Source organism: Paramesorhizobium salinisoli, assembly GCF_003335045.1.
In the GTDB taxonomy this organism is placed as follows: domain Bacteria; phylum Pseudomonadota; class Alphaproteobacteria; order Rhizobiales; family Rhizobiaceae; genus Paramesorhizobium; species Paramesorhizobium salinisoli.
Map to the genome: position 1 here is coordinate 345,911 of NZ_QOZG01000003.1, position 21,815 is coordinate 367,725.

Below are 21,815 nucleotides of genomic sequence, written 5' to 3' on the forward strand. Positions count from 1 at the left end.
GAAGGCAAATCTATCAGAACTTGCTCGAAATGCCGAAATTGAAGTTCTGCACCTTGTCCGTGTCTTCCTTCATGATCGGCCATGCGTAATCGAAGCGCAGTGGACCGAAGGGCGAAGCCCACATCAGGCTGATACCCGCCGAAGCGCGCAGCTTGCTGCTATCACCCTCGACTGCATTTTGGCCAGGACCCGGTTCGTATTCGGTTCCATAAAGCGTTGCCGCATCGGCGAAGACCGCTCCGCGGATACCCAGGCTTTCGGGGACCATTGGCATCGGGAACTGCACTTCCGCGGTGGCATTCATATAGGTCGTGCCACCCAGATAATAGCGCTCGCCATTGCCCGACCGCTGGAACGCGCCGATACCGTTATATTTGAAGCCGCGGATGATATCCGTATTGTTCTTGAACATATCGAATATGCGCGCACCGTCGTCGTCGAAGGCGTGGATATAACCGCCGCCGACACCGAGAAGGCCGACGATATCGGCTTCCTGCGAAAGCGTCTTGTAGTAGCTGCCCTTGAAGGTCGACTTCAGGTATTTCGCATCGCCGCCGACACCGGCATATTCCTGCGTAAAGCGCGCAAAAATACCTTCATGCGGGTTCTTGACATCATCGATCGAATTATAGGTCAGCGAATAGCTGAGCGACGATTTGATCCACGGGCTTTCTTCCGCAGCCTCAACGATGGCCGGCGCAACGCGGTCATAGTTCACCGAACCATCTTCGTTCAGGACGTAATCGTCGAGCTCATACTTCTCCTGCACGTAGTTATACGCCACGCCAGCAGAGAAATTGTCGGTGATCGGCAGGCCGAAACGGATCGTGCCGCCTGTCTGCTCGACATCATACCGATCCTTCAGCGAATACGACTTGCGGAAGACATCGAAGCCTGCCGACATGCGCTGGCCGAGGAAATAGGGCTCGGTGAAGGAGAACGAATAGTTGCGGGCATCGTCCTGGCCACCGCCCGCACCGATGCGGACATACTGGCCGCGGCCGAGGAAGTTGCGCTCCGTGATCGATGCCTCGACCGACGCACCAGGCGTTTCGCCGCCCGTGGTATAGCCGCCGCCGATGGAGAATTCGCCTGTCGGCTTCTCGACGACGTCAACGACCAGGATGACCTGATCCGGCTCGGAACCGGGCACGGTCGAGATATTGACCGTCTGGAAAAAGTCGAGCGCATCGAGGCGGCGCTTGGCGCGCTGTATCATCACCTGATTGAAGGCATCGCCTTCGCTGACGTCGAATTCGCGACGAATGACATAATCGCGCGTCTTCTCGTTGCCGCGGATTTCGATCCGCTGCACATAGGCGCGCACGCCCTCATCGATGCTGTAGACCAACGAGATCGTGTGGTTCTCGAAATCGCGATCGCCGCGCGGCTCGACCTTGGCGAAAGGATAACCGCTCCCGGCCACACGCTCCGTGATGCCGATGACGGAATCTTCGATTTCCTTCGCACTGTAGACACCGCCCTGCTGTGTCTTGATCTTGTTGCGAACCGACTCCGTATCGACGCCGGGAACCGTGCTTTCCACCAGCACGTCGCCGAAGGTGTACTTCTGCCCTTCGTCAATGGTGATTGTGACGGTATATTCGTTCGTCGTCTCGTCGAGAATGGCATTCGAGGAAACCACGCGGAAATCGGCATAGCCGCGATTGTAATAGAAGCGGCGCAAAGCCTCTTCGTCCGCACGCAGCTTGTCCTCGTCGTAGATGTCGCCGCGCGTCAGCCACGAAAGCGGATTGGAGCGCTTGGTGGAAATGACATCGCGCAGACGACGGGCTCCAAAAGCATCGTTTCCAACGAAATTGATGGCGCCGATCTTGGTGCGGCCACCCTCATTGATCTCATAGACCACATTGACGCGGCCCTCGCCCAGATCGACGGTACGCGCATTGACGACCGCATCGCTGCGGCCGATACGGCGATAAGCGTCCTGGACGGCCTGCTTGTCGGCATCGAGCTTGGCAGGATCGAAGGCCTCACGCGGCTTCAACTGTACCGCACGGGCAAGATCGGGATCCTTGATCTTCTTGTTGCCCTGGAACAGGACCTGATTGACCACGGAATATTCGCTGACATTGACGACGAGCGCACCGCCGGACTGGTGGATCTGGACATCGGAGAACAGACCCATACCGAACAGGCGCTTGATCGCCTCATCGATATCAGCGTTCGAAAAGGATTTGCCGGGCTGGATGCCGATATTGTCGCGAATCGTGGTCGCATCGACACGCTTGTTTCCCCGAACCTCAATGCGGCTGACCACGGCGGCCTCGGCGGCACTGATCGCGACCAGAGAAACAGCGGTTGCACCGGAGGCCGCGAGAGCCACTGACATGGCGATCGCGGAGGCGGCGCCAAAGAATTTCGAACTTGCCGTCATTGGCTTTCTGAACCTTCGTTTCTCGTTGTCCCCGGGCGAGATCCCAGAAAAAGCACCTGTCTCAAACCACCGTAATAACTGGTTTTTTCATACAAGCAAGCGCTACGGTTAAATTCTGTTTACTTCGCTTCGAACCGTGACATCCATGCCACGCCAATCCTGCGTTATGGTAAACGCTTTTCCCGTTTTCCCGAAATCGTCCCTCTTTCTTTACCTTTGATTAGCACCTGTTCAGCAGGCGAATATATCGTTGAAGAGTACGAACGCCATGAACCCCATCACCGTAATGAAGCCCACGCGAAAGAAAATTTCCTGCACCGCGACCGGAACGGGTCGGCGCAGAACCGCCTCAGCGGCATAGAAGACCAGATGCCCGCCATCAAGAGGCGGAAGCGGAAAAAGATTCAAAAGGCCGATACCGATGGACAGCATCGCGGTCAGCTGGACCAGCCACGAGAACCCCCTGCTTGCCGCCTGGCCGGCCATATTGGCGATCTTGACGGGACCGCCGAGCTGGCACTTGTCCTCGCGCCCGGCAAAGAACCGGCCGAAGAATTCCCCAGTCCGGGCAACGATATAGCCGGTTTCCAGCACCGCCTGCCGTACCGATTCGACCGGTCCGTATTCGATAGTCCTGAATTTGCCGAGCGCTTCGTTGTTGACAACGCCGATGACGCCAATCTTGACCTTGTTGCCCAGAGGATCGGTCTGCTCGATAAGCTCCGGCGTGGCGGTCAGTGCGACTTCGCGCCCCCCACGCTCCACGGTAAAGCGAATCGGGTCGCCCGCCCGGCCCGACACGTAGCGCTGCACGTCGGCAAAGGTCGAAACCTTTTCCCCGTCGACGGTCAGGAACCGGTCGCCCGGCTCGAAGCCGGCTACCGCGGCAGGGCTGTCCGGACGCAGTTCTGCCACCATCGGATCGGCGACCACGCGCCCATAAAGGGCGAAGAACACAGCCAGGATGGCGATCGTCAAAAGGATATTGAAGGCTGGACCGGCAAAAACCGTGGCCGCGCGCTTCCAGACCGGCTGATGGTGAAAGGCGACGACCTTTTCGGCCTCGCTCAGCCCCTCTTCCGCCCCCTCCGAAGGCGCGCTTGCCACACCCTCGTCCCCGACGAACTTGACATAGCCGCCGAGCGGAATGGCGGAAAGCTTCCAGCGCGTGCCGCTGCGGTCGGTAAAGCCGATGAGTTCAGGACCGAATCCCACCGAGAACGCCTTGACGCCGATGCCACACCACCGTCCGACGAGATAATGCCCCATCTCATGCACGAAAACCACGACTGTCAGCACGAAAAGGAACGGCACGAGCGTTCCAACAAGCAGGCTGTTGCTGCCGAAAAGATATGAGACGAAGTCTCCCACAATACGCTCCTGGCGTGGCACCCTGCACGATGCAGAACGCCATCATAACTTAATAGTCGATTACATGCTGAAGAAGATAGCGGAAGGCACATCCGGTTCAGCGAAGATAGCGCCAATGAGGTACAGCAGCACAGCCGCCGCCACAAGCCCATCGACGCGATCCATGAAGCCGCCATGGCCCGGAAGGAGCCGGCCTGAATCCTTGGCGCCGAAAACCCGCTTGACCCAGGATTCCGCGAGATCCCCTATCTGTGAGGCCACGGAAAGAAGGAAGGCAAGGACAGGCACGACGAAATTTCCAGGAGGCGTCGCCAGCGATGCGACGAGGATCCCGGCAGCGACGGCTGCAGCCGCGCCTCCGATCGCCCCGGACCAGGTCTTGTTCGGCGAAAAGCGCGGCGCAAGCTTCGGGCCACCGATGGCACGACCGTTGAAATAGGCAGCAATATCAGTCGCCCACACCACAGCGAAGAGAAAGACGATTGCCGTGAAGCCGAAAGGCTCGTCCCCTCTCAGCAGGGAGAGCGAGATCATCGGGAGGCCGGCATAGAGCAGCCCTGCGACCGGCCAGCCCCTGCTTTTCTCCCAGGTAAGCGGCAGCAGAAAAGCGGCTCCTGCGGCGAGAGTACCGATCGTCAGAGAGGCGCTCCCGCCCCACAGGAGCAGAATCGATACAAGCGCGAGCCAGAGCCATCCGAAGGCGCGAGCGAACAATGTCTGCCGCGACGCCGTAAGCGACGTCCATTCATGGAAGACCGCAGCGCCTATGACGATGGCGAGCAGCGTGAAACTGGTGCCGCCTACCCATGTCAGCAGGAGTGCCCCTGCTCCCAGGATGATCGCGGTCACAATGCGTGTCTGAAGATTGGACATACTGACCTTTCCCGGTGTGAGCCACCGAGGAACCGGAAAGCTCACAGCGCGATATCCTGAGCATGAACCTGTGATTCGACGCCCCCGAAGCGCCGCTCGCGCATCTGGAACGTCTCTATCGCATCGACGAGATTGGCCGGTTTGAAGTCCGGCCAGAAACACGGCACGAACAGAAACTCCGAATAGGCGGCCTGCCAGAGCAGGAAATTGGAAAGGCGCATTTCGCCACTGGTGCGGATAATGAGATCGGGATCGGGAATATCCGCTGTGTCGAGCTGCGCCGCTATGGTTTCCGGCGTTATCGCCGACGGGTCGAGCCTGCCCGCGGCGATCTCCTGGCCAAGCGCCCGCACCGCCCGCGCGATCTCATCCCGCGCGCCGTAGTTGAAGGCGATGACCAGGTTGAGCCCGGTATTGCCCGATGTCAGCGCCTCGGCCTCCGCCAGAAGGCTGCGAATGTCTTTCGCAAGCCCCTCGCGTTCGCCGATGATCCGCACACGAACATTCTTGCGGTGCAGTTCGGCCAGATCGCGCCGGATGAAGAGCTTCAGGAGCCCCATCAGATCGCTGACCTCGCTGCGCGGACGCGACCAGTTCTCGGACGAGAATGCAAAGAGCGTCAGCCAGCCGATTTCAAGCTCGCCCGCCTTTTGCACGATCTCACGCAGGGTTTCCATGCCCGCCTTGTGCCCGGCGGTGCGTGGCAGGCCCCTCGCCTTCGCCCAACGGCCATTGCCATCCATGATGATGGCGATGTGGCGCGGATTGGATATGGGCATTGCTCCCCCGTTTGAGTGCGGAAACGGAATGCAGGCTACTGCATAATTTCCTAAATCGAAATCGAATTAAAGGACAATATGCAGCATCTTGAAGTGCCAGAGCGTGCTTTGCGCATCCAATGGACGCGCGGAAGCTCTAGACCTGCATGATCTCCGCTTCCTTGGCCGTCAGCAACTTGTCCACTTCCGAAATGGTCTCGTCGGTCAGCTTTTGTACCTTTTCGGAAAGGACACGTCCGTCATCCTGACCGATAACGCTATCCTTCTCCAGCTTTTTCAGCTGATCCATGCCGTCGCGGCGCACATGACGCGCTGCGATGCGCGCCTGTTCGGCATATTGATGCGCGATCTTGACCAGTTCCTTGCGGCGCTGTTCGTTCAGTTCCGGCAAGGGAATGCGCAGCGTCGTGCCGTCGGTGATCGGGTTGAGGCCGAGGCCGGAATCGCGGATCGCACGCTCTACCGCACCGACCATCGACTTGTCCCAGACGGACACCGAAAGCATGCGCGGCTCTGGAACCGAGATGTTGGCGACCTGGTTGATCGGCATTTCCGAACCGTAGGCCTGGATGGTGATCGGCTCCAGCAGACTTGCCGATGCGCGGCCTGTGCGCAAGCCGCCAAGATCATGCTTGAAAGCCTGAATGGCGCCTTCCATGCGGCGCTTGATATCATTGAGGTCCAGAGCGTCACTCATGCTTTTTCTCCTTCAGTCCGCTCTCAATTCCCGCTTAGGCGTCGGAAACCGTGGTACAGCGTCCCTTGCCCAGCAAGATTTCGGCGAAACCGCCTTTTTCATGGATGGAATAGACAATTATCGGAATGTTGTTCTCACGCGCAAGAGCAACCGCGGTTGTATCCATCACGGCGAGCCCACGATCAAGAACTTCCTTATGAGTCAGCCGTTCGAAACGCTCCGCATCGGGATGTTTCTTTGGATCGGCGGAATAGATGCCATCCACTTGCGTGCCCTTGAAAAGCGCGTCGGCGCCGATTTCGGCTGCGCGCAGGGCTGCGGCGGAATCAGTGGTGAAAAAGGGATTTCCCGTTCCGCCGGCAAAGATCACGACCTTGCCCTGATCCATATAGGCGGTTGCCTGGCGCTGCGAAAAACTCTCGCAGATCTCAGGCATGGCGATGGCCGACAGGACGACCGTATCGACGCCGATCTTGACGAGCGACGTGCGCAGCGCCAGGGAATTGATGACGGTTGCGAGCATGCCCATATGGTCCCCGGTGACCCGGTCGCCGCCCTTGGAGGCAACGGCAACGCCGCGGAAGATATTGCCGCCGCCGATCACCACGCCAACCTCGACGCCGAGCGACCTCGCCTCGGCTATATCGCCTGCGATACGGTCGGCCACGGAAACATCGATCCCGAAGCCCTGATTCCCCATCAGCGCCTCGCCCGAGGCTTTCAACAAAACCCGTTTGTAGATGGGCGTACCAGACATGAAATCCCCTCGTTCGCGCGATTGGCCGTGCCTAAACATGATTCCGGTCCCGGATACACGAAGGGCATCGCGATGTCACGCGATGCCCCTCAAACCGTTGGCCTTTCCAGGCCTTACTTCTTTACGGCTGCAGCAACTTCCGCCGCAAAGTCGCTTTCTTCCTTTTCGATGCCTTCGCCAAGCGCGAAGCGAACGAAGCCGGTAATCTTGGCCGGAGCGCCGATCGTCTTTTCCGCGTCCTTCAGCGCTGCCTCAACCGTCAGATCCGGATTGATGACAAACGCCTGCGAGAGAAGGACAACTTCCTCGTAGAACTTGCGCAGGCGGCCTTCGACCATCTTTTCGATGATGTTTTCCGGCTTGCCCGACTGGCGGGCCTGATCGGCGAAGATCGCCTTTTCGCGTTCGACAGCGGCCGGATCGATTTCGGCAGGGGTCAGCGCGAGCGGGTTGGTCGCGGCGACATGCATCGCCACCTGGCGGCCGAAAGCCTGAGCGGCATCGGCATTGCCCGTCGTCTCGATGGCGACGAGCACGCCCATCTTGCCGAGACCATCGGAAACGCCGTTGTGCACATAGGTGGCAACCACGCCGTTGCCGACGGTCAGTGCGGCCGAGCGGCGGAAGCTGAGGTTTTCACCAATCGTGGCGACGGCATCCTTGATGGTGTCCGTCACGGTCTTGGAGGAGCCGGGATAGGTCGCCACGGCAACAGCTTCCGTGGTGCCGTCCGTTCCAAGCGCCGCCGTGGCGACATTGCGGACGATTTCCTGGAAGGCATCGTTGCGGGCAACGAAATCGGTCTCGGAATTGACCTCGACGACAACCGCCTTGGTGCCGGAGGAAGCAACGCCCACCAGGCCTTCGGCCGCTGTACGGCCCGCCTTCTTGTCGGCCTTGGAAATCCCCTTCTTGCGCAACCAGTCGATGGCGGCGTCCATGTCGCCATTGGTCTCGGCCAGCGCGGTCTTGCAGTCCATCATGCCTGCGCCGGAGAGTTCGCGAAGTTCTTTTACCTGGGATGCTGAAATGCTCATTTGTCGCCTCTCGTGAAAGCGAAGGCATACCGTTTCCGGCATGCCCACATTGCCGACGCCTCGTGCATCGGATCGAACTAAAATTATCCACCCGTCACAACGGGTGTATGAACCCTCACGCGGAGGGTTCAGTCCCTTCGGCAGGGGCAGCGGGAGCGGCAGGTACTTCGAGCGCAGGCTCGACAGGCACTTCCGCCTGGGCGCCGATATCCATGCCGAGTGCGCCCTGCTGACGGGCGATGCCGTCGAGAGCGGCCTTGGCGATAAGGTCGCAATAAAGCGAAATCGCACGCGCAGCATCGTCATTGCCCGGGATCGGATAGTCGATCTGATCCGGATCGCAATTGGAATCGATGATGGCGACGACCGGGATGCCGAGACGCTTGGCTTCCTGAATGGCGATCGCTTCCTTGTTGGTGTCGATGATGAACATCAGGTCGGGAACCGAACCCATGTCACGGATACCGCCGAGGGCGCGGTTAAGCTTGTCGCGCTCACGATCGAGGTTCAGGCGCTCCTTCTTGGTGAAGCCCTGGGCTTCGCCGGAGAGCAGTTCGTCGAGCTTGCGCAGACGCTGGATCGAATTGGAAATGGTCTTCCAGTTCGTCAGCATGCCGCCGAGCCAGCGCGCATTCACGTAATACTGGGCCGAGCGGCCAGCGGCGTCGGCGATGATCTCCGAAGCCTGGCGCTTGGTGCCAACGAACAGAACGCGGCCGCCACGAGCGACCGTGTCGGAAACGACCTTCAACGCCTGGTGCAGCAGCGGAACGGTCTGGGCCAGATCCATGATGTGGATGTTGTTGCGCGAACCATAGATGTACGGCGCCATCTTCGGGTTCCAGCGATGTGTCTGGTGGCCGAAGTGAATGCCAGCTTCAAGAAGCTGGCGCATGCTGAAATCAGGCAATGCCATGCTGTATTTCCTTTTCCGGTTGAACCTCCACGGGAAGAGGCGGTTGCCCGCCACCGGAGGTCATATCGGATTTCTCCCGATACCAACCCAACCCCGTGTGTGGAATAATGCGGCTGTTAGCGGATATGAGGTGGAATTGCAAGCTTTGACATTCTGGAGCGTGTAATCGCTCTTATGGTTTCCATCCTCGGGCCTGATGTACAAGCCCCCGGATGGACCCCGGAATGTGCAGCGGAGGATGGACTCAGATCTCTACCGAGTCGAATACGCGGATTTTCACCCAGTTGAGATTGCTCTGCGGGATGAAGTGGTTCACGTGTGCATCGGAAATCTGGTAGGTATCATGCGCCTGACGGTCGGCGAATACCATGTGAAAGGCTACGTCAAAATCGTCCTCATTGAAGAGGTAGGAGACCTGCTTGTGGCGCGTAAGATCGTGCGCCACGACCGTCGCGAAAAAGGATAGCTCGCCGGGGTGATCGTTCAGGTATTTTTTCCCGAGCTCCAGCTGCTTCTCAACGGCGGCGGGGTTCTTATCTTTCAACGTAATGTAGATGGAGTGATGAATACGACCTCTTGCGGGCGCAATCGTCGTCCCCTTGGCCGTAGTGGCAATTGATGAAGCAGACTTCATTGAACCATCCCCTTCAAATAAGATGATCAAAGACGCGAAGCAGATAATAGATAGATATTTACCCTCGCATTTCAACGTCGTCATCGAACAAATATCAGTGATTGCCGCTTGAATATTTAGTGAATATCAAAATTTAAATATATTTACTTGCAGACAGATATTAAACACCCTCACCCCGCCTTGCGTTCGACCGGATGAGGGTATTCCGCACTACCTCACTTCTTGCAGGTGGAGGCATCCTTTGGCTGATCGAACACCTGCAGGTTGACGAGTTTTCCCTTCATGGAGAAATCGCCGTAATTCATGGTCAGGTCACGGGTGATGCCGCTGCGATAGAGCTTGAAATTGATGCGATAAACGGGCAGGCCTTCCTGATTTTGCTTGTCATCGAAATAGGCGATGCTCACCGGCCACATCTTGTCGGAGGAAAGCTTGCCCATCGCCTTCGCCTCCTCGTCGGAGGCGGGCTTCTCTTCCTTGCCCACCACGACGGTCGTCGCCATGATGCGGTCGGCATCTTCCGATCCATCGAACAGCGAAGTCTGGTAAAATACCTCGCCCTTCTCGGCCTTGGAAATCAGCTCTTCCATGTGCTGGGTGGGAAACTGCGAACGCGCAAGATCGAGCTTCTTGGCTTCGGGCTTGGTGAGCGTAACCTCGGTTTCCTTTGGCGTCCGCTTGGCGTCGCCACGGACTTCCTTGGCCAGTTCCTTGTCGACAAAGGTCTTGTTGACGAACCGAAACAGATTGCCGTCGCCCGACTCGAATGTCGTCGTCTGCTGGTCGGTGAGACGCGGCGGCGCCTCATCCATGTCGATCCGCGTCACAAAACGGAAATTGGTGGTATAGCCGTCGCAGGCAGATCCGTTGAACTCATAGACCATGCGGCCTGTCAGACCCGTGATGCCGGATTTCTCCTCGGCATTGTCGAGTTGCAGGTCGTAAACAGCGCGATGAGGAACGAGAGCGAGCGTGCCGGCCGCGAATGCCGGAGACGATATAAATGCAAAACCGGCGAGACCGGCGCCGGCAACCAGAACACTCATCGAACGCATCAAGGATTCTCCGTTTCAATATCGCCTCATCTTAAAAAAACTCGTGGCGGAAGCGAGGCAAAAATCGCAACTTCATCAAACTTCCATCGATTCTGCGACACATTCCGCGAGGATTATCCATTATGAGCACTACCATCGAGACGCGTCTTGCCGATCTCGGCATCGTCATCCCCGAGGCGGCGGCGCCTGTCGCCAATTATGTGTCCCACACGCAAAGCGGCTCGCTTCTTTTCACATCAGGTCAATTGCCCCTCGTCGGCGGCAAGCTGGTTCATACCGGGCTCCTCGGAGATGGATTGACGATCGTGCAGGGGCAGGAAGCTGCGCGCGCCGCCGCAATCAATGTCCTGGCGCAGGCCAAGGCCGCATTGGGCGATCTCAACAGGATCAAGCGCATCGTCAAGATCACCATCTTCGTCGCCTCGACGCCGGATTTCATCGAACAGCATCTCGTCGCCAATGGCGCGTCCGATCTTTTCGTTGCCGTTCTGGGTGATGCAGGGCGGCATGTGCGCTCGGCGGTGGGCACCGCTTCCCTGCCCCTCAACGCGCCTGTCGAGATCGAAGCGATCATCGAGATTGCATGATCATGACGCAACTCGACTGGTTGACCAAACGCCCCATAGCCCATCGTGGTCTTCATGATCTCAATAACAAGTGCTGGGAGAATACGCTTTCAGCATTCGATGCCGCCGCCAAGGCGGGCTTTTCCATTGAATGCGATGTACATCTCTCAAAGGACGGCGTCGCGATCGTCTTTCATGACGAGGATCTGAAGCGATTGAGCGGCAAGGATGGCCAGATCCAGGAACTGACCGCGGCACAGGCCACCGCCCTCCAAATCGGCGAAACGGAGGACCGCGTTCCGACCCTGCGCGAAGCTCTGGCGCTGATCGCCGGACGTGTCCCGGTCATTATCGAGTTAAAGGGTATTCCCGGGCGGGATGACGGCCTTGTCGCGGCGGTGGCAAGTGAGCTTGAGGGCTATGAGGGCCACGCCGCCATCATGTCGTTCGACCACCATCTCGTTCGGCGTTTCCCGGCCGACGCGCCTGGTATTCCCGGTGGATTGACGGCGGAAGGTGTGAAAACCAGGAATATCGAAGCGCATTTCTCCATGCTGGCCCATGAACTTGCCTTCGTTTCCTATAATGTCCACCATCTGCCCAACCCCTTCGTCGCCTTCGTACGCGAGAAACTCAGGCTGCCGGTCATTACATGGACCGTCCGGGACCAGGCAGCGAAGGCACAAAGCGACCTCTTCGCCGACCAGATCACCTTCGAGGGTTTCAACCCGATTTCGATGATGGCTTGACGATCGCCGGCAATTCGAACGCTTGCATCCGGTTTTGTCCTTGCCGTAGGCTGGCTCTCTCACGATATGGCAAGGCAATGGCAGCGACAGCAAGGGCGGACGCGTGAACGAACAGGACCGGGACGAGTACAGTTTTGTCTTGCGCGTCTGCGATAGCCTGACGGCCTTCACGCCCGATGAATGGAACGGACTTTCCGGAACGTCCAATCCCGACAACGGCTATAACCCCTTCATCTCCTATAGTTTTCTGACGTCTCTGGAAGAGTCGGGCTGCGTTTCGCGCAAATCCGGCTGGCTCCCGCAGCATCTGCGGCTCGAAGACGCCAAGGGCCGGCTGTTGGGTGCCGCTCCCTGCTATTTGAAAGGCCATAGCCAGGGCGAATATGTCTTCGACCATGGCTGGGCCGATGCATTCGAGCGGGCGGGCGGAGAGTATTATCCGAAATATCAGGCGTCCGTCCCTTTCACACCCGCAACGGGGCCCCGGCTTTTCCACGACAAATCCCTGCATCCGGAAGGTGTGCGGCAGGCACTTGCCGCCGGCTTGCGCCAAATGGCGGAACAGCGCGGCGTTTCTTCAGCACATGTCACGTTTCTGCCCGAGGACGAACTCGCTACCCTGACCGAAGCAGGTTTCCTGCATCGCACCGACCAACAGTTCCATTTCATCAACAATGGCTTCAGCAGCTACGATGATTTTCTGGAAACACTCGCCTCCCGCAAACGCAAGGCGCTCAGGAAAGAACGGCGCGAGGCGCTTGTCGATGGCATCAGTATCGATTGGCTCACGGGAAGCGATCTGACCGAGACGATCTGGGACGAGTTTTTCGCCTTCTACATGGATACGGCCGGCCGAAAATGGGGCCGCCCATATCTCAACCGCAAATTCTATTCGCTGATCGGTGAACGAATGGCCAACGACATCCTGCTCGTCATGGCCAAGCGCGATGGACGCTATATCGCCGGCGCCATCAATTTCATCGGCTCGAACAGGCTTTTCGGGCGCCATTGGGGATGTATAGAGGAACATCCCTATCTGCATTTCGAAGTCTGCTACCATCAGGCGATCGACTTTGCCATTTCGAAAGGGCTGAAGATCGTCGAGGCCGGCGCCCAGGGCGAACACAAGCTGGCCCGCGGCTATGTCCCTGTCACGACGCACTCTGCCCATTATATCGTTCACCAAGGCTTTCGCCGGGCAGTCGAGGATTATCTCGAACGCGAACGCCGCGAGATCGAGCGGCTGAACATGGCCCTTCAGGAGCACACGCCTTTTCGGAAAGCGGAAGGATGATCTTTTCGTCCGGGCCCGGATCGCCTATGGCTCGATGCAGATCAAAATGGAGATTTTGGGAATGACCGAGACCTATGACGACACCAATATCTTTGCCAGAATCCTGCGCGGTGAAATTCCGTCAGCCCGCGTCTATGAGGATGCCCATGTCATCGCCTTCATGGATGTGATGCCGCAGGGTGAAGGCCATACGCTGGTTGTTCCCAAAGCCCCGTCGCGCAATTTACTCGACGCTGCACCGGACACGCTTGGCCCTCTGATGGCTGCCGTGCAGAAGATCGCGATTGCGGTGAAAAAAGCTTTCGACGCTAATGGCGTCACGGTGATGCAGTTCAACGAACCGGCAGGCGGCCAGTCGGTATTCCATCTGCATTTTCATGTGATCCCGCGCTTCGAAGGCGTGGCGCTGAAACCGCATAGCGGAAAAATGGAAGACCCCGAAGTTCTTTCCAGAAACGCTCAAAAAATCATCGCAGCGCTTTGATATCACTCGGTTTATAACGCCAGAAGCCCGGTAACGAGTAGCACCTCCGCCGCCAGGACGCCGACAAGAACGCGCTTGCCGGCGACGAGGTACACCGCGAAACCGCCGGCTGCGGCGCCGACACGAAGCCAGATCGGGGAACTTGCCAGTTCGCCGGTCGGGAAAAGGATGAGCTGGGCGATCACGGCAGCGACGAGCGCCGTGGCGACGCAGCGTACGAAGACCAGCACTTCGGAATCTTCGCGGATCCGCCCGCCGATAAACACGCCGAGAAACCGCCAGATATCGGTCGCGAACCATCCTGCGGCCAGGATGAACACGAATGGCCACCACCAATCGGGCAGGCTTTGCCAGGTCATTTCGCCTCCAGACGGTTTCGTTGGATACGGTGAAACATGAATGCGCAGACGCCTCCGACCAGGCCCGTCAACAACAGGTCGGAGCCCGGCACCAGCGCGTGGAAGACCGGGAAGAGCACGAGGCCGGCGATCATGGCGATCTGCCCTGCTTTTTCACGCGCCGAGCGCCAGAGCGACGTCAGGAAATACATCGGCGTCAGCATGAAGAGCGCGGCAAAAACGATCGGCGGGAATGACGCCGACAGCATGTAGACAATGGCCACCACGAGCGCATTGACGCCGACCAGCACCACGCCGATACCGGCGAAATAGCTGGTCCGCAGGTCGCGCGGTATTTTATGCAGTTCCTCCATCGCCATCACCCAGGCCGTCACGGCGACGAAGTGCGAAAGAAAAAGCAGCGTGATGCGGCGGGTGCGCGGCCCCTGCAATTCCGGCAGCAGGGCCACAACCATCGGCATCAGCCGCACCGAAGACAGAGCGACCGCAAGCGCTGCCGCGGGCAATGTCGCACCCGATGTCACGGCCCCGATCAGCACCACCTTCGCCGGCAGAGCCCAGATGACAATGGTCATGAACACGGTCTGCTCGATCTTCATGCCGCTTTCGATGGCGAGCCCCGCAAACCCAACGAATGAACTCATCAGCAGAATGGCGGGCACGCTGAATATGCGCGATGCGCCGCGCAGGAACCAGCGCAGGCGCGTCGCCAGATCGTAGGTTCCGCTATCGGAGGAGGAGTTGAGGGATCGATCGTCGCGCATGGATCCGCAGTAGACCAGCGCATCGCCATCGGCAAGAAAAAGCCGCCTCGATGGAGGCGGCTTTTGATATCAACCCTTCGTGAAACCGATGCGGGTTCAGCTCTTGCGAGGGACCTTGGGCACCGATGCCTTGGGCCGGCCACCGGACTTCCCGGCAGCAATTTTTTCCGGCTCGGCCTTCTTGGCGGGCACCCGCTTTTTCGCAGCAGCCTTCTTCTCCGCCGGTATATCCTTCTTTGGCTTTACCGGTACTTCGTCGGCAACAGATTCCAGAAGAAGCATGCTGCCGCCACCATCAGCTTTTTCGCCGACCGTCACACGGACCGTTCCGCCCTTGCGCAGCTTGCCGAACAGAACCTCATCGGCGAGCGGCTTCTTGATGTGTTCCTGGATGACGCGGGAGAGAGGACGCGCACCCATGCGTTCGTCATAGCCCTTGTCGGCCAGCCAGCCGATCGCATCGTCGGTCAACTCGAAGGTGACGCCGCGATCGGCGAGCTGTGCTTCGAGCTGGAGGACGAATTTCTGCACGACCTGATGGATGACCGGAACCGGAAGTGCGCCGAACGGAATGATCGCATCGAGACGGTTGCGGAACTCCGGCGTGAACAGCCGGTTGATCGCTTCCATATCATCGCCTTCGCGCCGCGAGGAACCAAAGCCGATGGCCGCCTTGGCCAGATCCGCCGCGCCCGCATTGGTGGTCATGATCAGGATGACGTTGCGGAAGTCGATCTGCTTGCCGTTATGGTCGGTCAGCTTTCCGTGATCCATGACCTGCAACAGGATGTTGAACAGATCCGGATGCGCCTTTTCGATCTCGTCGAGCAGCAGCACGCAATGCGGATGCTGGTCAACGCCGTCCGTCAATAGGCCGCCCTGGTCGAATCCGACATAACCGGGAGGCGCGCCGATCAGCCGCGAAACGGTGTGGCGCTCCATATATTCCGACATGTCGAAGCGCAGAAGCTCGACGCCGAGCGAACTTGCAAGCTGCTTGGCCACTTCCGTCTTGCCGACGCCGGTCGGGCCGGAGAACAGATAGCTGCCGATCGGCTTGTCCGGTTCGCGAAGACCGGCACGCGCCAGCTTGATCGCGGCTGAAAGCGCCTCGATGGCCAGATCCTGGCCGTAGACGACGCGCTTCAGCTCGGCATCGAGATTGGCAAGAACCGTCTCGTCATCCTTGGAGACGGATTTGGGCGGAATGCGCGCCATGGTGGCGATCGTCGCCTCGATCTCCTTGACGCCGATGGTCTTCTTGCGCTTGGTCTCGGGCAGGAGCATCTGGCTCGCACCCGTCTCGTCGATGACGTCGATGGCCTTGTCGGGCAGCTTGCGGTCATTGATGTAACGCGCCGAAAGCTCCACCGCCGACTTGATCGCCTCCACGGTGTACTTCACCTTGTGGAAATCCTCGAAATACGGCTTCAGCCCCTTCATGATCTCGATCGCATCGGGGATCGACGGCTCATTGACATCGATCTTCTGGAAGCGGCGGACAAGCGCCCGATCCTTCTCGAAGAACTGGCGGAACTCCTTGTAGGTCGTCGAGCCGATACAACGGATCGCGCCTGACGACAAAGCCGGCTTGAGCAGGTTGGATGCGTCCATTGCCCCGCCCGACGTGGCTCCGGCACCGATGACGGTGTGGATCTCGTCGATGAAGAGGACGGCGCCCGGATATTCCTCGAGTTCCTTGACGATCTGCTTCAGTCGCTCCTCGAAATCGCCACGATAGCGCGTGCCGGCAAGCAGCGTGCCCATGTCGAGGGCAAAGATCGTCGCGTTCAGGAGAACGTTAGGCACGTCGCCTTCGACAATACGTTTGGCGAGACCTTCGGCGATCGCAGTCTTGCCGACGCCGGGATCGCCCACATAGAGCGGATTGTTCTTCGAGCGCCGGCAGAGCACCTGAATGGTCCGGCTGATCTCGGTATCGCGCCCGATCAGTGGATCGATGCGACCGGCCTTGGCCTTTTCATTGAGATTGACGCAATAGGCGGTCAAGGCGTCCTGCTTTTTCTTCGCGCCTTCTTCCTGCTCGGGAGCCTGGGGATCCTCGCTGTTGGCCTCCGCACCGCGTGGGATGCGCGTCTCCGCAGCGCCGGGGCGCTTGGAAATACCATGCGAGATATAGTTGACCGCGTCATAGCGGGTCATCTGCTGTTCCTGGAGGAAATAGGCAGCATGGCTTTCCCGCTCGGCGAAGATGGCGACGAGCACATTGGCGCCCGTCACTTCCTCACGATTGGAGGACTGGACGTGGATGACCGCACGCTGGATAACGCGCTGGAACGCCGCCGTCGGCTTGGAGTCCTCATCATATCCGGTCACGAGATTATCGAGCTCGCGGTCGACATAATCGGTGACTGTCCGCCGCAGATGTTCCATATCGACATTGCAGGCACGCATCACTGCGCCCGCGTCCTGATCATCGATCAGGGCAAGGAGAAGATGTTCGAGCGTGGCATATTCGTGATGCCGCTCATTGGCAATTGTCAGGGCTTGATGGAGCGCCCTTTCAAGGCTTGGGGAGAATGATGGCATGAGACCTCACTTTTTCTCCATCACGCATTGCAGCGGATGCTGGTGTTGGCGGGCGAAATCCATAACTTGCGTTACCTTGGTCTCTGCGACCTCATAGGTAAAGACCCCGCATTCCCCGACACCGTGATTGTGAACATGAAGCATGATACGGGTGGCGTCTTCCCTGTTTTTCTGGAAGAAGCGCTCCAGAACATGGATCACGAATTCCATGGGGGTATAATCGTCGTTGATCAGCAAAACCCGGTACAGGCTCGGCTTTTTCGTTTTCGGCTTCGTACGCGTGATGACGGCGGTACCCCGGCCAACGCCATTGCCGTTGCTCCCATTCTCGTCGTCTTGCATGACCAAATCGAAACGGATCATTCTATCAAACACCCACCGGCCCTGTGCTAAGCGCTGCTACATAATGTAGGGTGCGTCGCACTGATTTTAAGCCCTCATTTCGTAGTTGCAACATCAGTTCCAATCCTCTCCCGAGAATTAAATGATAACACGGAATCAAAAGAAAAACTGCTGCGGGAAAAAGAGGGAATGCTGCATATGGGATCATGATTAACCATTTTCCAGTGCCTCGGCACGCTGGAGGCGTGAAACCCTCCCACAAGATGAACATGTCCACATCGCCATCCGAGTCTTGGAGCAAGTTGCGGCGCAACTGGGGCACAACAGCGCTGGACTGGATAAATTCTTAATAAAGTTTTCCTGAAATTTGCGAGAAATGATGAATGAGGCGGTTACCATAAACGGATTGGTAACGCTGACGCCGCTACGGTGATGAAAATCAGCTGCGGCATGTCGGATGCATCGCAGTTCAATGAGTTTTGCATTTCAGGCAGGTAGTCATCGTGCGTATAGCGTTCCGTCAAGCCGCTTCCATGTTCACGAGAGCGGCACAAGCCATTCTGGCGCTGACAATCATCACCGGCTGCTCCACGACGAGCATCCCTCCTGCTTATGCCGACTCAGGCAAATATGCGGCCATCGTCGTTGATGCGAACACAGGCGAGACGCTTTTCTCGGCCAATGCCGATGCCGGGCGTTATCCCGCTTCGCTGACCAAGATGATGACGCTTTACATGCTGTTCGAGGCAATGCATGCCGGGCGGGTAAACAAGAATACCCCGATACCGGTTTCCAGATACGCCGCATCGCGTCCCCCGACAAAGATCGGCGTCAAGGCCGGCCAGACAATTCCTGCGGAAGTGGCCATTCTCGCCCTCATCACCCGTTCGGCCAACGATGCCGCAACGGCGATCGGCGAATATCTCGGCGGTTCGGAGCAGCGCTTCGCGCAGATGATGACCGCCAAAGCCCGCCGGCTTGGCATGCGGAACACCACCTTCCGCAATGCCGACGGTCTGCCCAATAGCTCGCAGCGCTCCACCGCGCGCGACATGGCTATTCTCGGCATTGCGCTTCGCGAGCATTTCCCGCGCGAATTCGCCTATTTCTCGACCCAGAGCTTCGATTACAAAGGTCGCACGATCAGGGGGCATAACCGCCTGTTGGGCCGCATCCAGGGCGTGGATGGCATCAAGACCGGGTATACGCGTGATTCCGGCTACAACCTGGTCTCCTCCGTCAAGCTCGACGGGCGCAAGCTCGTTGCCGTGGTCATGGGCGGTAAATCAGGCGCTGCCCGCGATGCGCATATGGCTTCGCTGATCTCGAAATATCTGCCTCGTGCTTCACGTCGCGGCGGCGATGCTCTCATCGCCGCACGGGAAACGACGCCGCTTGCGATCACACCGGTGGATCTGCCCGTTGCCCACGAGGCGCCTGTCCCGATCGCCCGCGCAGATATGGAAGAAGGTTTCGGCCAGGGAGATACCGACGAGATGGTGACGGCGCTTGCCGCACCGGCTCCCCGTCCTGCCGCAGCTGTCGCCGCCGCATCCATTGCTCCCATCCCCAGGGCCGTGCCCCACGGGGTCGATCCCGTCACCACTTCTTCCGCAAGAACTGGCGGCGATAGGGGTGGATGGGCCGTTCAGATCGGTTCGCTGCCGAGCTCTGACCAGGCGCAGGCAATGCTTGCCAAGGCAGCCGCCGAAGCCGGATCCGTTCTCGAAGCCGCGACTGCCCGCACCGAGACATTCCAGAAGAATTCGACGATGTTCTACCGCGCCCGCTTTGTCGGCTTCGAAACCAAGACTGCCGCATGGAACGCCTGCGCAGTCCTGAAAAAGAAAAATTTCGGCTGCTATGCGGTCGCGCAATAAACCCCGACCGGGCGGCATGCCGTCCGGTCGATTTACCGAAACCCCGAAGAGTTGTTCGTAGAAGGGTTTTCACTATGTCGAGCAAACAGACGATTCTCGAAATCCAGACTGTTCACGGCAAGACGGAAAAGCCGTCTTCTTTTCTCAATATACAGGCACTGCGTCAGGCGGCCGTGCGTCTGGCAGATCTCCATCGCGCAGGATCTTCGCTCAATACGCGCGATCTCGTAGCGCTTCTGATTTGCCATGCAGCAAGGAGCCGGCGTGCATCGCTGCCTTTTGCCCCGGTTCATCTCCACACGGCCGATCCGTTAGGCAAAACGGCGATCCGGATGAGCTTTCATTGAAGTGACCGGATTGAGTGATTAGCGGACGGGAAAAGAGTTGCTATTCGCCCTCTCACAACAATCCCAGCGCTGCCAGTTCCTGGCGCAGTTCGGCCGGTAGCGCGGCCCTGCCGCTGCCGCCATTCGCCTCATCAGCCGGCGCCTCTTCCGTTTTCAAATAGCGCCATCCCTGAAAAGCCCGCCGCGGCTGCCATTCGGTGGGGATCAACTTCGGCTCCAGCACCAGATGGCAGCGGTGGATGCCTTCGGAATCCGTAAACGGCCTGATATCGAGAAGCCGCTGCCGGCACTGGATATTGCCCTTGATGACCCAATAGAGCGAGCCGCCGCCGAGTAGCTCGTCAACGCGCTTCGGCGCCATCCTTGTAGTATGGAACTGTTCTGGCAGTTCTCCCGCCGCACGCTTCTCCTCCAGCCGGAAATCGATCCAGGCGGCGAGATCCTCGATGCTGTCGCATCCCACGCAGAGCTTTACGATATGAAGTGCCATGATGGGAGGATGTAGACCTATGGGCGCTGGGCTTCAATCGGTTTGCGGTTTTTCTCCACAAGCCCGCTCAGCACTCCACCACATTGACGGCCAGCCCGCCCTGGCTGGTTTCCTTGTAACGCTCGTTCATGTCGCGCCCGGTCTGGCGCATCGTCTCTACGCAGGCGTCGAGCGATACGAAATGCGTGCCGTCCCCCTTCACCGCCAGCGAAGCCGCTGTTACCGCCTTGACCGCGCCGAGCGCATTGCGTTCGATGCAGGGCACCTGCACCAGCCCGCCTACGGGATCGCAGGTCATGCCGAGATGATGTTCAAGCGCGATTTCGGCCGCATTTTCGATCTGCTCCGGCGTGCCGCCGAGCACTGCGGCCAGACCTGCCGCCGCCATGGAGGCCGCCGAGCCGACTTCGCCCTGGCAGCCGACCTCCGCCCCTGAGATCGAGGCGTTGTACTTGATGATTCCGCCGATGGCCGCCGATGTCAGGAGAAAATCGCGGATGCCATTCTGGTCGGCATCCTCGTGGAAATGCAGGTAATAGCGCATGACCGCCGGCACGACACCGGCCGCGCCGTTTGTCGGCGCAGTGACGACGCGCCCGCCTGAAGCATTCTCCTCATTGACCGCCATCGCATAGACGGACAGCCAGTCATTGGCCAGAAGCGGATTGCGGCGGTTTTGCCGCCACTCTTCCTGCAGGCGATCATGCAGATGACGGGCCCGTCGGCGCACCTTCAGTCCGCCGGGCATGATGCCCTCCTGCGTCAGTCCGCGCTCGATGCACGACCGCATCGCGTCCCATATCCGGTCGAGGCCCTCGTCCAGCGCGGCGCGGCTCATCCGCGTCTCCTCGTTGGCGCGCTTCATTTCCGAAATGGAAAGGCCGCTCGCCCCAGCCATAGCCAGCATCTCGGCGGCCGTAGCGAACGGATAAGGCACGTCGGCGCCGGTCGCAGGCGCCGCGCCGCCACTCTTTACGCTGTTTAACTCCTCCTCGGTAACGACGAAGCCGCCGCCGATGGAATAATAGACGCGACGCAGCAAAAGCCGCTCGTCGACATCATAGGCTTCAAAGGCAAGACCGTTCGCATGACCGGGAAGTGCCGCCCTGCGATCCATGACCAGATCCGTATCGGGATCGAAATGATAGGCTGGATGGCCTTCGGGGTGGATGCGCTTTTCGGCGCGTACCGTTTCGATCAGCGGCGCCATGCGGTCGGGATCGATCCGATCAGGCAGATAGCCACACAATCCCAGGATGACGGCGCTATCCGTCGCATGGCCGATGCCGGTGAAGGCCAGCGAGCCATGCAGCCGCGCCTTCAACCGGAATACCCTAACGCCGGACGGCCGCGGCCATTGTCCGTCCTTCAACTCGGTCAGAAACAGGTTCGCCGCGGTCATCGGTCCCATCGTATGGGAGCTCGATGGCCCTATTCCAATCTTGTAGAGATCGAAGACAGACAGAAACATGC

General features: G+C 58.9%; 22 protein-coding genes. 6 read left to right on the top strand and 16 right to left on the bottom strand.

Annotated features, from left to right (window positions below):
- Positions 1 to 13: 13 nt before the first annotated feature.
- From bamA to DUT91_RS08650, 10 genes are all read right to left on the bottom strand, one after another.
- Positions 14 to 2,398, bottom strand: coding sequence for an outer membrane protein assembly factor BamA (gene bamA, locus DUT91_RS08605; RefSeq protein ID WP_114439959.1), 2,385 nt, complete (start codon positions 2,396 to 2,398; stop codon positions 14 to 16).
- A gap of 231 nt (positions 2,399 to 2,629) precedes the next feature.
- Entirely contained in the window at positions 2,630 to 3,769 is a 1,140-nt protein-coding gene (gene rseP / locus DUT91_RS08610; RefSeq protein ID WP_114439960.1) for an RIP metalloprotease RseP, read from the bottom strand.
- Positions 3,770 to 3,829: 60 nt separating this feature from the next.
- Positions 3,830 to 4,642: a phosphatidate cytidylyltransferase gene (locus DUT91_RS08615; protein WP_114439961.1), complete on the bottom strand. Its 813-nt coding sequence runs from the start codon at positions 4,640 to 4,642 to the stop codon at positions 3,830 to 3,832.
- Positions 4,643 to 4,683: 41 nt separating this feature from the next.
- Positions 4,684 to 5,421 (bottom strand): isoprenyl transferase, encoded by a 738-nt coding sequence (locus DUT91_RS08620; RefSeq protein ID WP_200834925.1) that lies wholly within the window; start codon positions 5,419 to 5,421, stop codon positions 4,684 to 4,686.
- 136 nt (positions 5,422 to 5,557) lie between these two features.
- The gene (frr, locus tag DUT91_RS08625; protein WP_114439962.1) at positions 5,558 to 6,118 is read right to left on the bottom strand and encodes a ribosome recycling factor; all 561 of its coding nucleotides are present in this window, start codon (positions 6,116 to 6,118) and stop codon (positions 5,558 to 5,560) included.
- Between the two features lie 34 nt (positions 6,119 to 6,152).
- Entirely contained in the window at positions 6,153 to 6,875 is a 723-nt protein-coding gene (gene pyrH, locus DUT91_RS08630; RefSeq protein ID WP_114439963.1) for a UMP kinase, read from the bottom strand.
- Between the two features lie 113 nt (positions 6,876 to 6,988).
- Positions 6,989 to 7,912, bottom strand: a complete 924-nt coding sequence (tsf, locus tag DUT91_RS08635) for a translation elongation factor Ts (RefSeq protein WP_114439964.1) — start codon at positions 7,910 to 7,912, stop codon at positions 6,989 to 6,991.
- Between the two features lie 115 nt (positions 7,913 to 8,027).
- Complete coding sequence (gene rpsB / locus DUT91_RS08640) at positions 8,028 to 8,828, bottom strand: 30S ribosomal protein S2 (protein WP_114439965.1); 801 nt, start codon at positions 8,826 to 8,828, stop codon at positions 8,028 to 8,030.
- 244 nt (positions 8,829 to 9,072) lie between these two features.
- Positions 9,073 to 9,462, bottom strand: a complete 390-nt coding sequence (locus DUT91_RS08645) for an antibiotic biosynthesis monooxygenase family protein (RefSeq protein WP_200834926.1) — start codon at positions 9,460 to 9,462, stop codon at positions 9,073 to 9,075.
- Positions 9,463 to 9,677: 215 nt separating this feature from the next.
- Positions 9,678 to 10,517 (bottom strand): cell envelope integrity EipB family protein, encoded by an 840-nt coding sequence (locus DUT91_RS08650; protein ID WP_114439966.1) that lies wholly within the window; start codon positions 10,515 to 10,517, stop codon positions 9,678 to 9,680.
- Positions 10,518 to 10,639: 122 nt separating this feature from the next.
- On the opposite strand from DUT91_RS08650, the gene DUT91_RS08655 reads away from it, so the two are divergent.
- The 4 genes from DUT91_RS08655 to DUT91_RS08670 all read left to right on the top strand — a co-directional run bounded on the left by DUT91_RS08655 (position 10,640) and on the right by DUT91_RS08670 (position 13,610).
- Positions 10,640 to 11,104 carry a RidA family protein gene (locus tag DUT91_RS08655; RefSeq protein WP_114439967.1) on the top strand — a complete coding sequence of 155 codons (465 nt, stop codon included), beginning with the start codon at positions 10,640 to 10,642 and terminating at the stop codon, positions 11,102 to 11,104.
- A gap of 2 nt (positions 11,105 to 11,106) precedes the next feature.
- Positions 11,107 to 11,832 (top strand): glycerophosphodiester phosphodiesterase, encoded by a 726-nt coding sequence (locus DUT91_RS08660; RefSeq protein WP_114440183.1) that lies wholly within the window; start codon positions 11,107 to 11,109, stop codon positions 11,830 to 11,832.
- A gap of 103 nt (positions 11,833 to 11,935) precedes the next feature.
- Complete coding sequence (locus DUT91_RS08665) at positions 11,936 to 13,126, top strand: GNAT family N-acetyltransferase (protein ID WP_114439968.1); 1,191 nt, start codon at positions 11,936 to 11,938, stop codon at positions 13,124 to 13,126.
- Positions 13,127 to 13,187: 61 nt separating this feature from the next.
- The gene (locus DUT91_RS08670; RefSeq protein WP_114440184.1) at positions 13,188 to 13,610 is read left to right on the top strand and encodes an HIT family protein; all 423 of its coding nucleotides are present in this window, start codon (positions 13,188 to 13,190) and stop codon (positions 13,608 to 13,610) included.
- An 11-nt stretch (positions 13,611 to 13,621) separates the two neighbouring features.
- Here the strand turns inward: DUT91_RS08670 and DUT91_RS08675 are convergent, their stop codons facing one another.
- The 4 genes from DUT91_RS08675 to clpS all read right to left on the bottom strand — a co-directional run bounded on the left by DUT91_RS08675 (position 13,622) and on the right by clpS (position 17,646).
- Positions 13,622 to 13,969, bottom strand: coding sequence for an AzlD domain-containing protein (locus DUT91_RS08675; protein ID WP_114439969.1), 348 nt, complete (start codon positions 13,967 to 13,969; stop codon positions 13,622 to 13,624).
- Positions 13,966 to 14,613 carry an AzlC family ABC transporter permease gene (locus DUT91_RS08680; protein WP_114440185.1) on the bottom strand — a complete coding sequence of 216 codons (648 nt, stop codon included), beginning with the start codon at positions 14,611 to 14,613 and terminating at the stop codon, positions 13,966 to 13,968. Before DUT91_RS08680 ends, DUT91_RS08675 begins: the two co-directional genes overlap by 4 nt.
- A 216-nt stretch (positions 14,614 to 14,829) precedes the next feature.
- Positions 14,830 to 17,283, bottom strand: coding sequence for an ATP-dependent Clp protease ATP-binding subunit ClpA (gene clpA / locus DUT91_RS08685; RefSeq protein WP_114439970.1), 2,454 nt, complete (start codon positions 17,281 to 17,283; stop codon positions 14,830 to 14,832).
- Between the two features lie 6 nt (positions 17,284 to 17,289).
- Positions 17,290 to 17,646, bottom strand: coding sequence for an ATP-dependent Clp protease adapter ClpS (gene clpS, locus DUT91_RS08690; protein ID WP_200834927.1), 357 nt, complete (start codon positions 17,644 to 17,646; stop codon positions 17,290 to 17,292).
- 482 nt (positions 17,647 to 18,128) lie between these two features.
- Here clpS and DUT91_RS08695 point away from each other — a divergent pair, with 482 nt between their 5' ends.
- Positions 18,129 to 19,505: a D-alanyl-D-alanine carboxypeptidase family protein gene (locus DUT91_RS08695; RefSeq protein WP_425373763.1), complete on the top strand. Its 1,377-nt coding sequence runs from the start codon at positions 18,129 to 18,131 to the stop codon at positions 19,503 to 19,505.
- 74 nt (positions 19,506 to 19,579) lie between these two features.
- Positions 19,580 to 19,852 carry a hypothetical protein gene (locus DUT91_RS08700; protein WP_114439972.1) on the top strand — a complete coding sequence of 91 codons (273 nt, stop codon included), beginning with the start codon at positions 19,580 to 19,582 and terminating at the stop codon, positions 19,850 to 19,852.
- A 52-nt stretch (positions 19,853 to 19,904) separates the two neighbouring features.
- Here DUT91_RS08700 and DUT91_RS08705 read toward each other — a convergent pair whose 3' ends face one another.
- The gene (locus tag DUT91_RS08705; RefSeq protein WP_114439973.1) at positions 19,905 to 20,342 is read right to left on the bottom strand and encodes a DUF1489 family protein; all 438 of its coding nucleotides are present in this window, start codon (positions 20,340 to 20,342) and stop codon (positions 19,905 to 19,907) included.
- Between the two features lie 67 nt (positions 20,343 to 20,409).
- Complete coding sequence (locus DUT91_RS08710; RefSeq protein WP_114440187.1) at positions 20,410 to 21,813, bottom strand: L-serine ammonia-lyase; 1,404 nt, start codon at positions 21,811 to 21,813, stop codon at positions 20,410 to 20,412.
- Positions 21,814 to 21,815 lie beyond the last annotated feature (2 nt).

What these genes read in the sequence shown, in the direction of transcription:
- bamA (WP_114439959.1), bottom strand. Translation starts at nt 2,398, where the DNA reads ATGACGGCAAGTTCGAAATTCTTTGGCGCCGCCTCCGCGATCGCCATG.
- frr (WP_114439962.1), bottom strand. Translation starts at nt 6,118, where the DNA reads ATGAGTGACGCTCTGGACCTCAATGATATCAAGCGCCGCATGGAAGGC.
- DUT91_RS08645 (WP_200834926.1), bottom strand. Translation starts at nt 9,462, where the DNA reads ATGAAGTCTGCTTCATCAATTGCCACTACGGCCAAGGGGACGACGATT.
- DUT91_RS08650 (WP_114439966.1), bottom strand. Translation starts at nt 10,517, where the DNA reads ATGCGTTCGATGAGTGTTCTGGTTGCCGGCGCCGGTCTCGCCGGTTTT.
- DUT91_RS08700 (WP_114439972.1), top strand. Translation starts at nt 19,580, where the DNA reads ATGTCGAGCAAACAGACGATTCTCGAAATCCAGACTGTTCACGGCAAG.
- DUT91_RS08675 (WP_114439969.1), bottom strand. Translation starts at nt 13,969, where the DNA reads ATGACCTGGCAAAGCCTGCCCGATTGGTGGTGGCCATTCGTGTTCATC.
- DUT91_RS08620 (WP_200834925.1), bottom strand. Translation starts at nt 5,421, where the DNA reads ATGCCCATATCCAATCCGCGCCACATCGCCATCATCATGGATGGCAAT.
- rpsB (WP_114439965.1), bottom strand. Translation starts at nt 8,828, where the DNA reads ATGGCATTGCCTGATTTCAGCATGCGCCAGCTTCTTGAAGCTGGCATT.
- DUT91_RS08660 (WP_114440183.1), top strand. Translation starts at nt 11,107, where the DNA reads ATGACGCAACTCGACTGGTTGACCAAACGCCCCATAGCCCATCGTGGT.
- DUT91_RS08615 (WP_114439961.1), bottom strand. Translation starts at nt 4,642, where the DNA reads ATGTCCAATCTTCAGACACGCATTGTGACCGCGATCATCCTGGGAGCA.
- tsf (WP_114439964.1), bottom strand. Translation starts at nt 7,912, where the DNA reads ATGAGCATTTCAGCATCCCAGGTAAAAGAACTTCGCGAACTCTCCGGC.
- DUT91_RS08705 (WP_114439973.1), bottom strand. Translation starts at nt 20,342, where the DNA reads ATGGCACTTCATATCGTAAAGCTCTGCGTGGGATGCGACAGCATCGAG.
- DUT91_RS08670 (WP_114440184.1), top strand. Translation starts at nt 13,188, where the DNA reads ATGACCGAGACCTATGACGACACCAATATCTTTGCCAGAATCCTGCGC.
- DUT91_RS08680 (WP_114440185.1), bottom strand. Translation starts at nt 14,613, where the DNA reads ATGAGTTCATTCGTTGGGTTTGCGGGGCTCGCCATCGAAAGCGGCATG.
- clpA (WP_114439970.1), bottom strand. Translation starts at nt 17,283, where the DNA reads ATGCCATCATTCTCCCCAAGCCTTGAAAGGGCGCTCCATCAAGCCCTG.
- DUT91_RS08655 (WP_114439967.1), top strand. Translation starts at nt 10,640, where the DNA reads ATGAGCACTACCATCGAGACGCGTCTTGCCGATCTCGGCATCGTCATC.
- clpS (WP_200834927.1), bottom strand. Translation starts at nt 17,646, where the DNA reads ATGATCCGTTTCGATTTGGTCATGCAAGACGACGAGAATGGGAGCAAC.
- pyrH (WP_114439963.1), bottom strand. Translation starts at nt 6,875, where the DNA reads ATGTCTGGTACGCCCATCTACAAACGGGTTTTGTTGAAAGCCTCGGGC.
- DUT91_RS08710 (WP_114440187.1), bottom strand. Translation starts at nt 21,813, where the DNA reads ATGTTTCTGTCTGTCTTCGATCTCTACAAGATTGGAATAGGGCCATCG.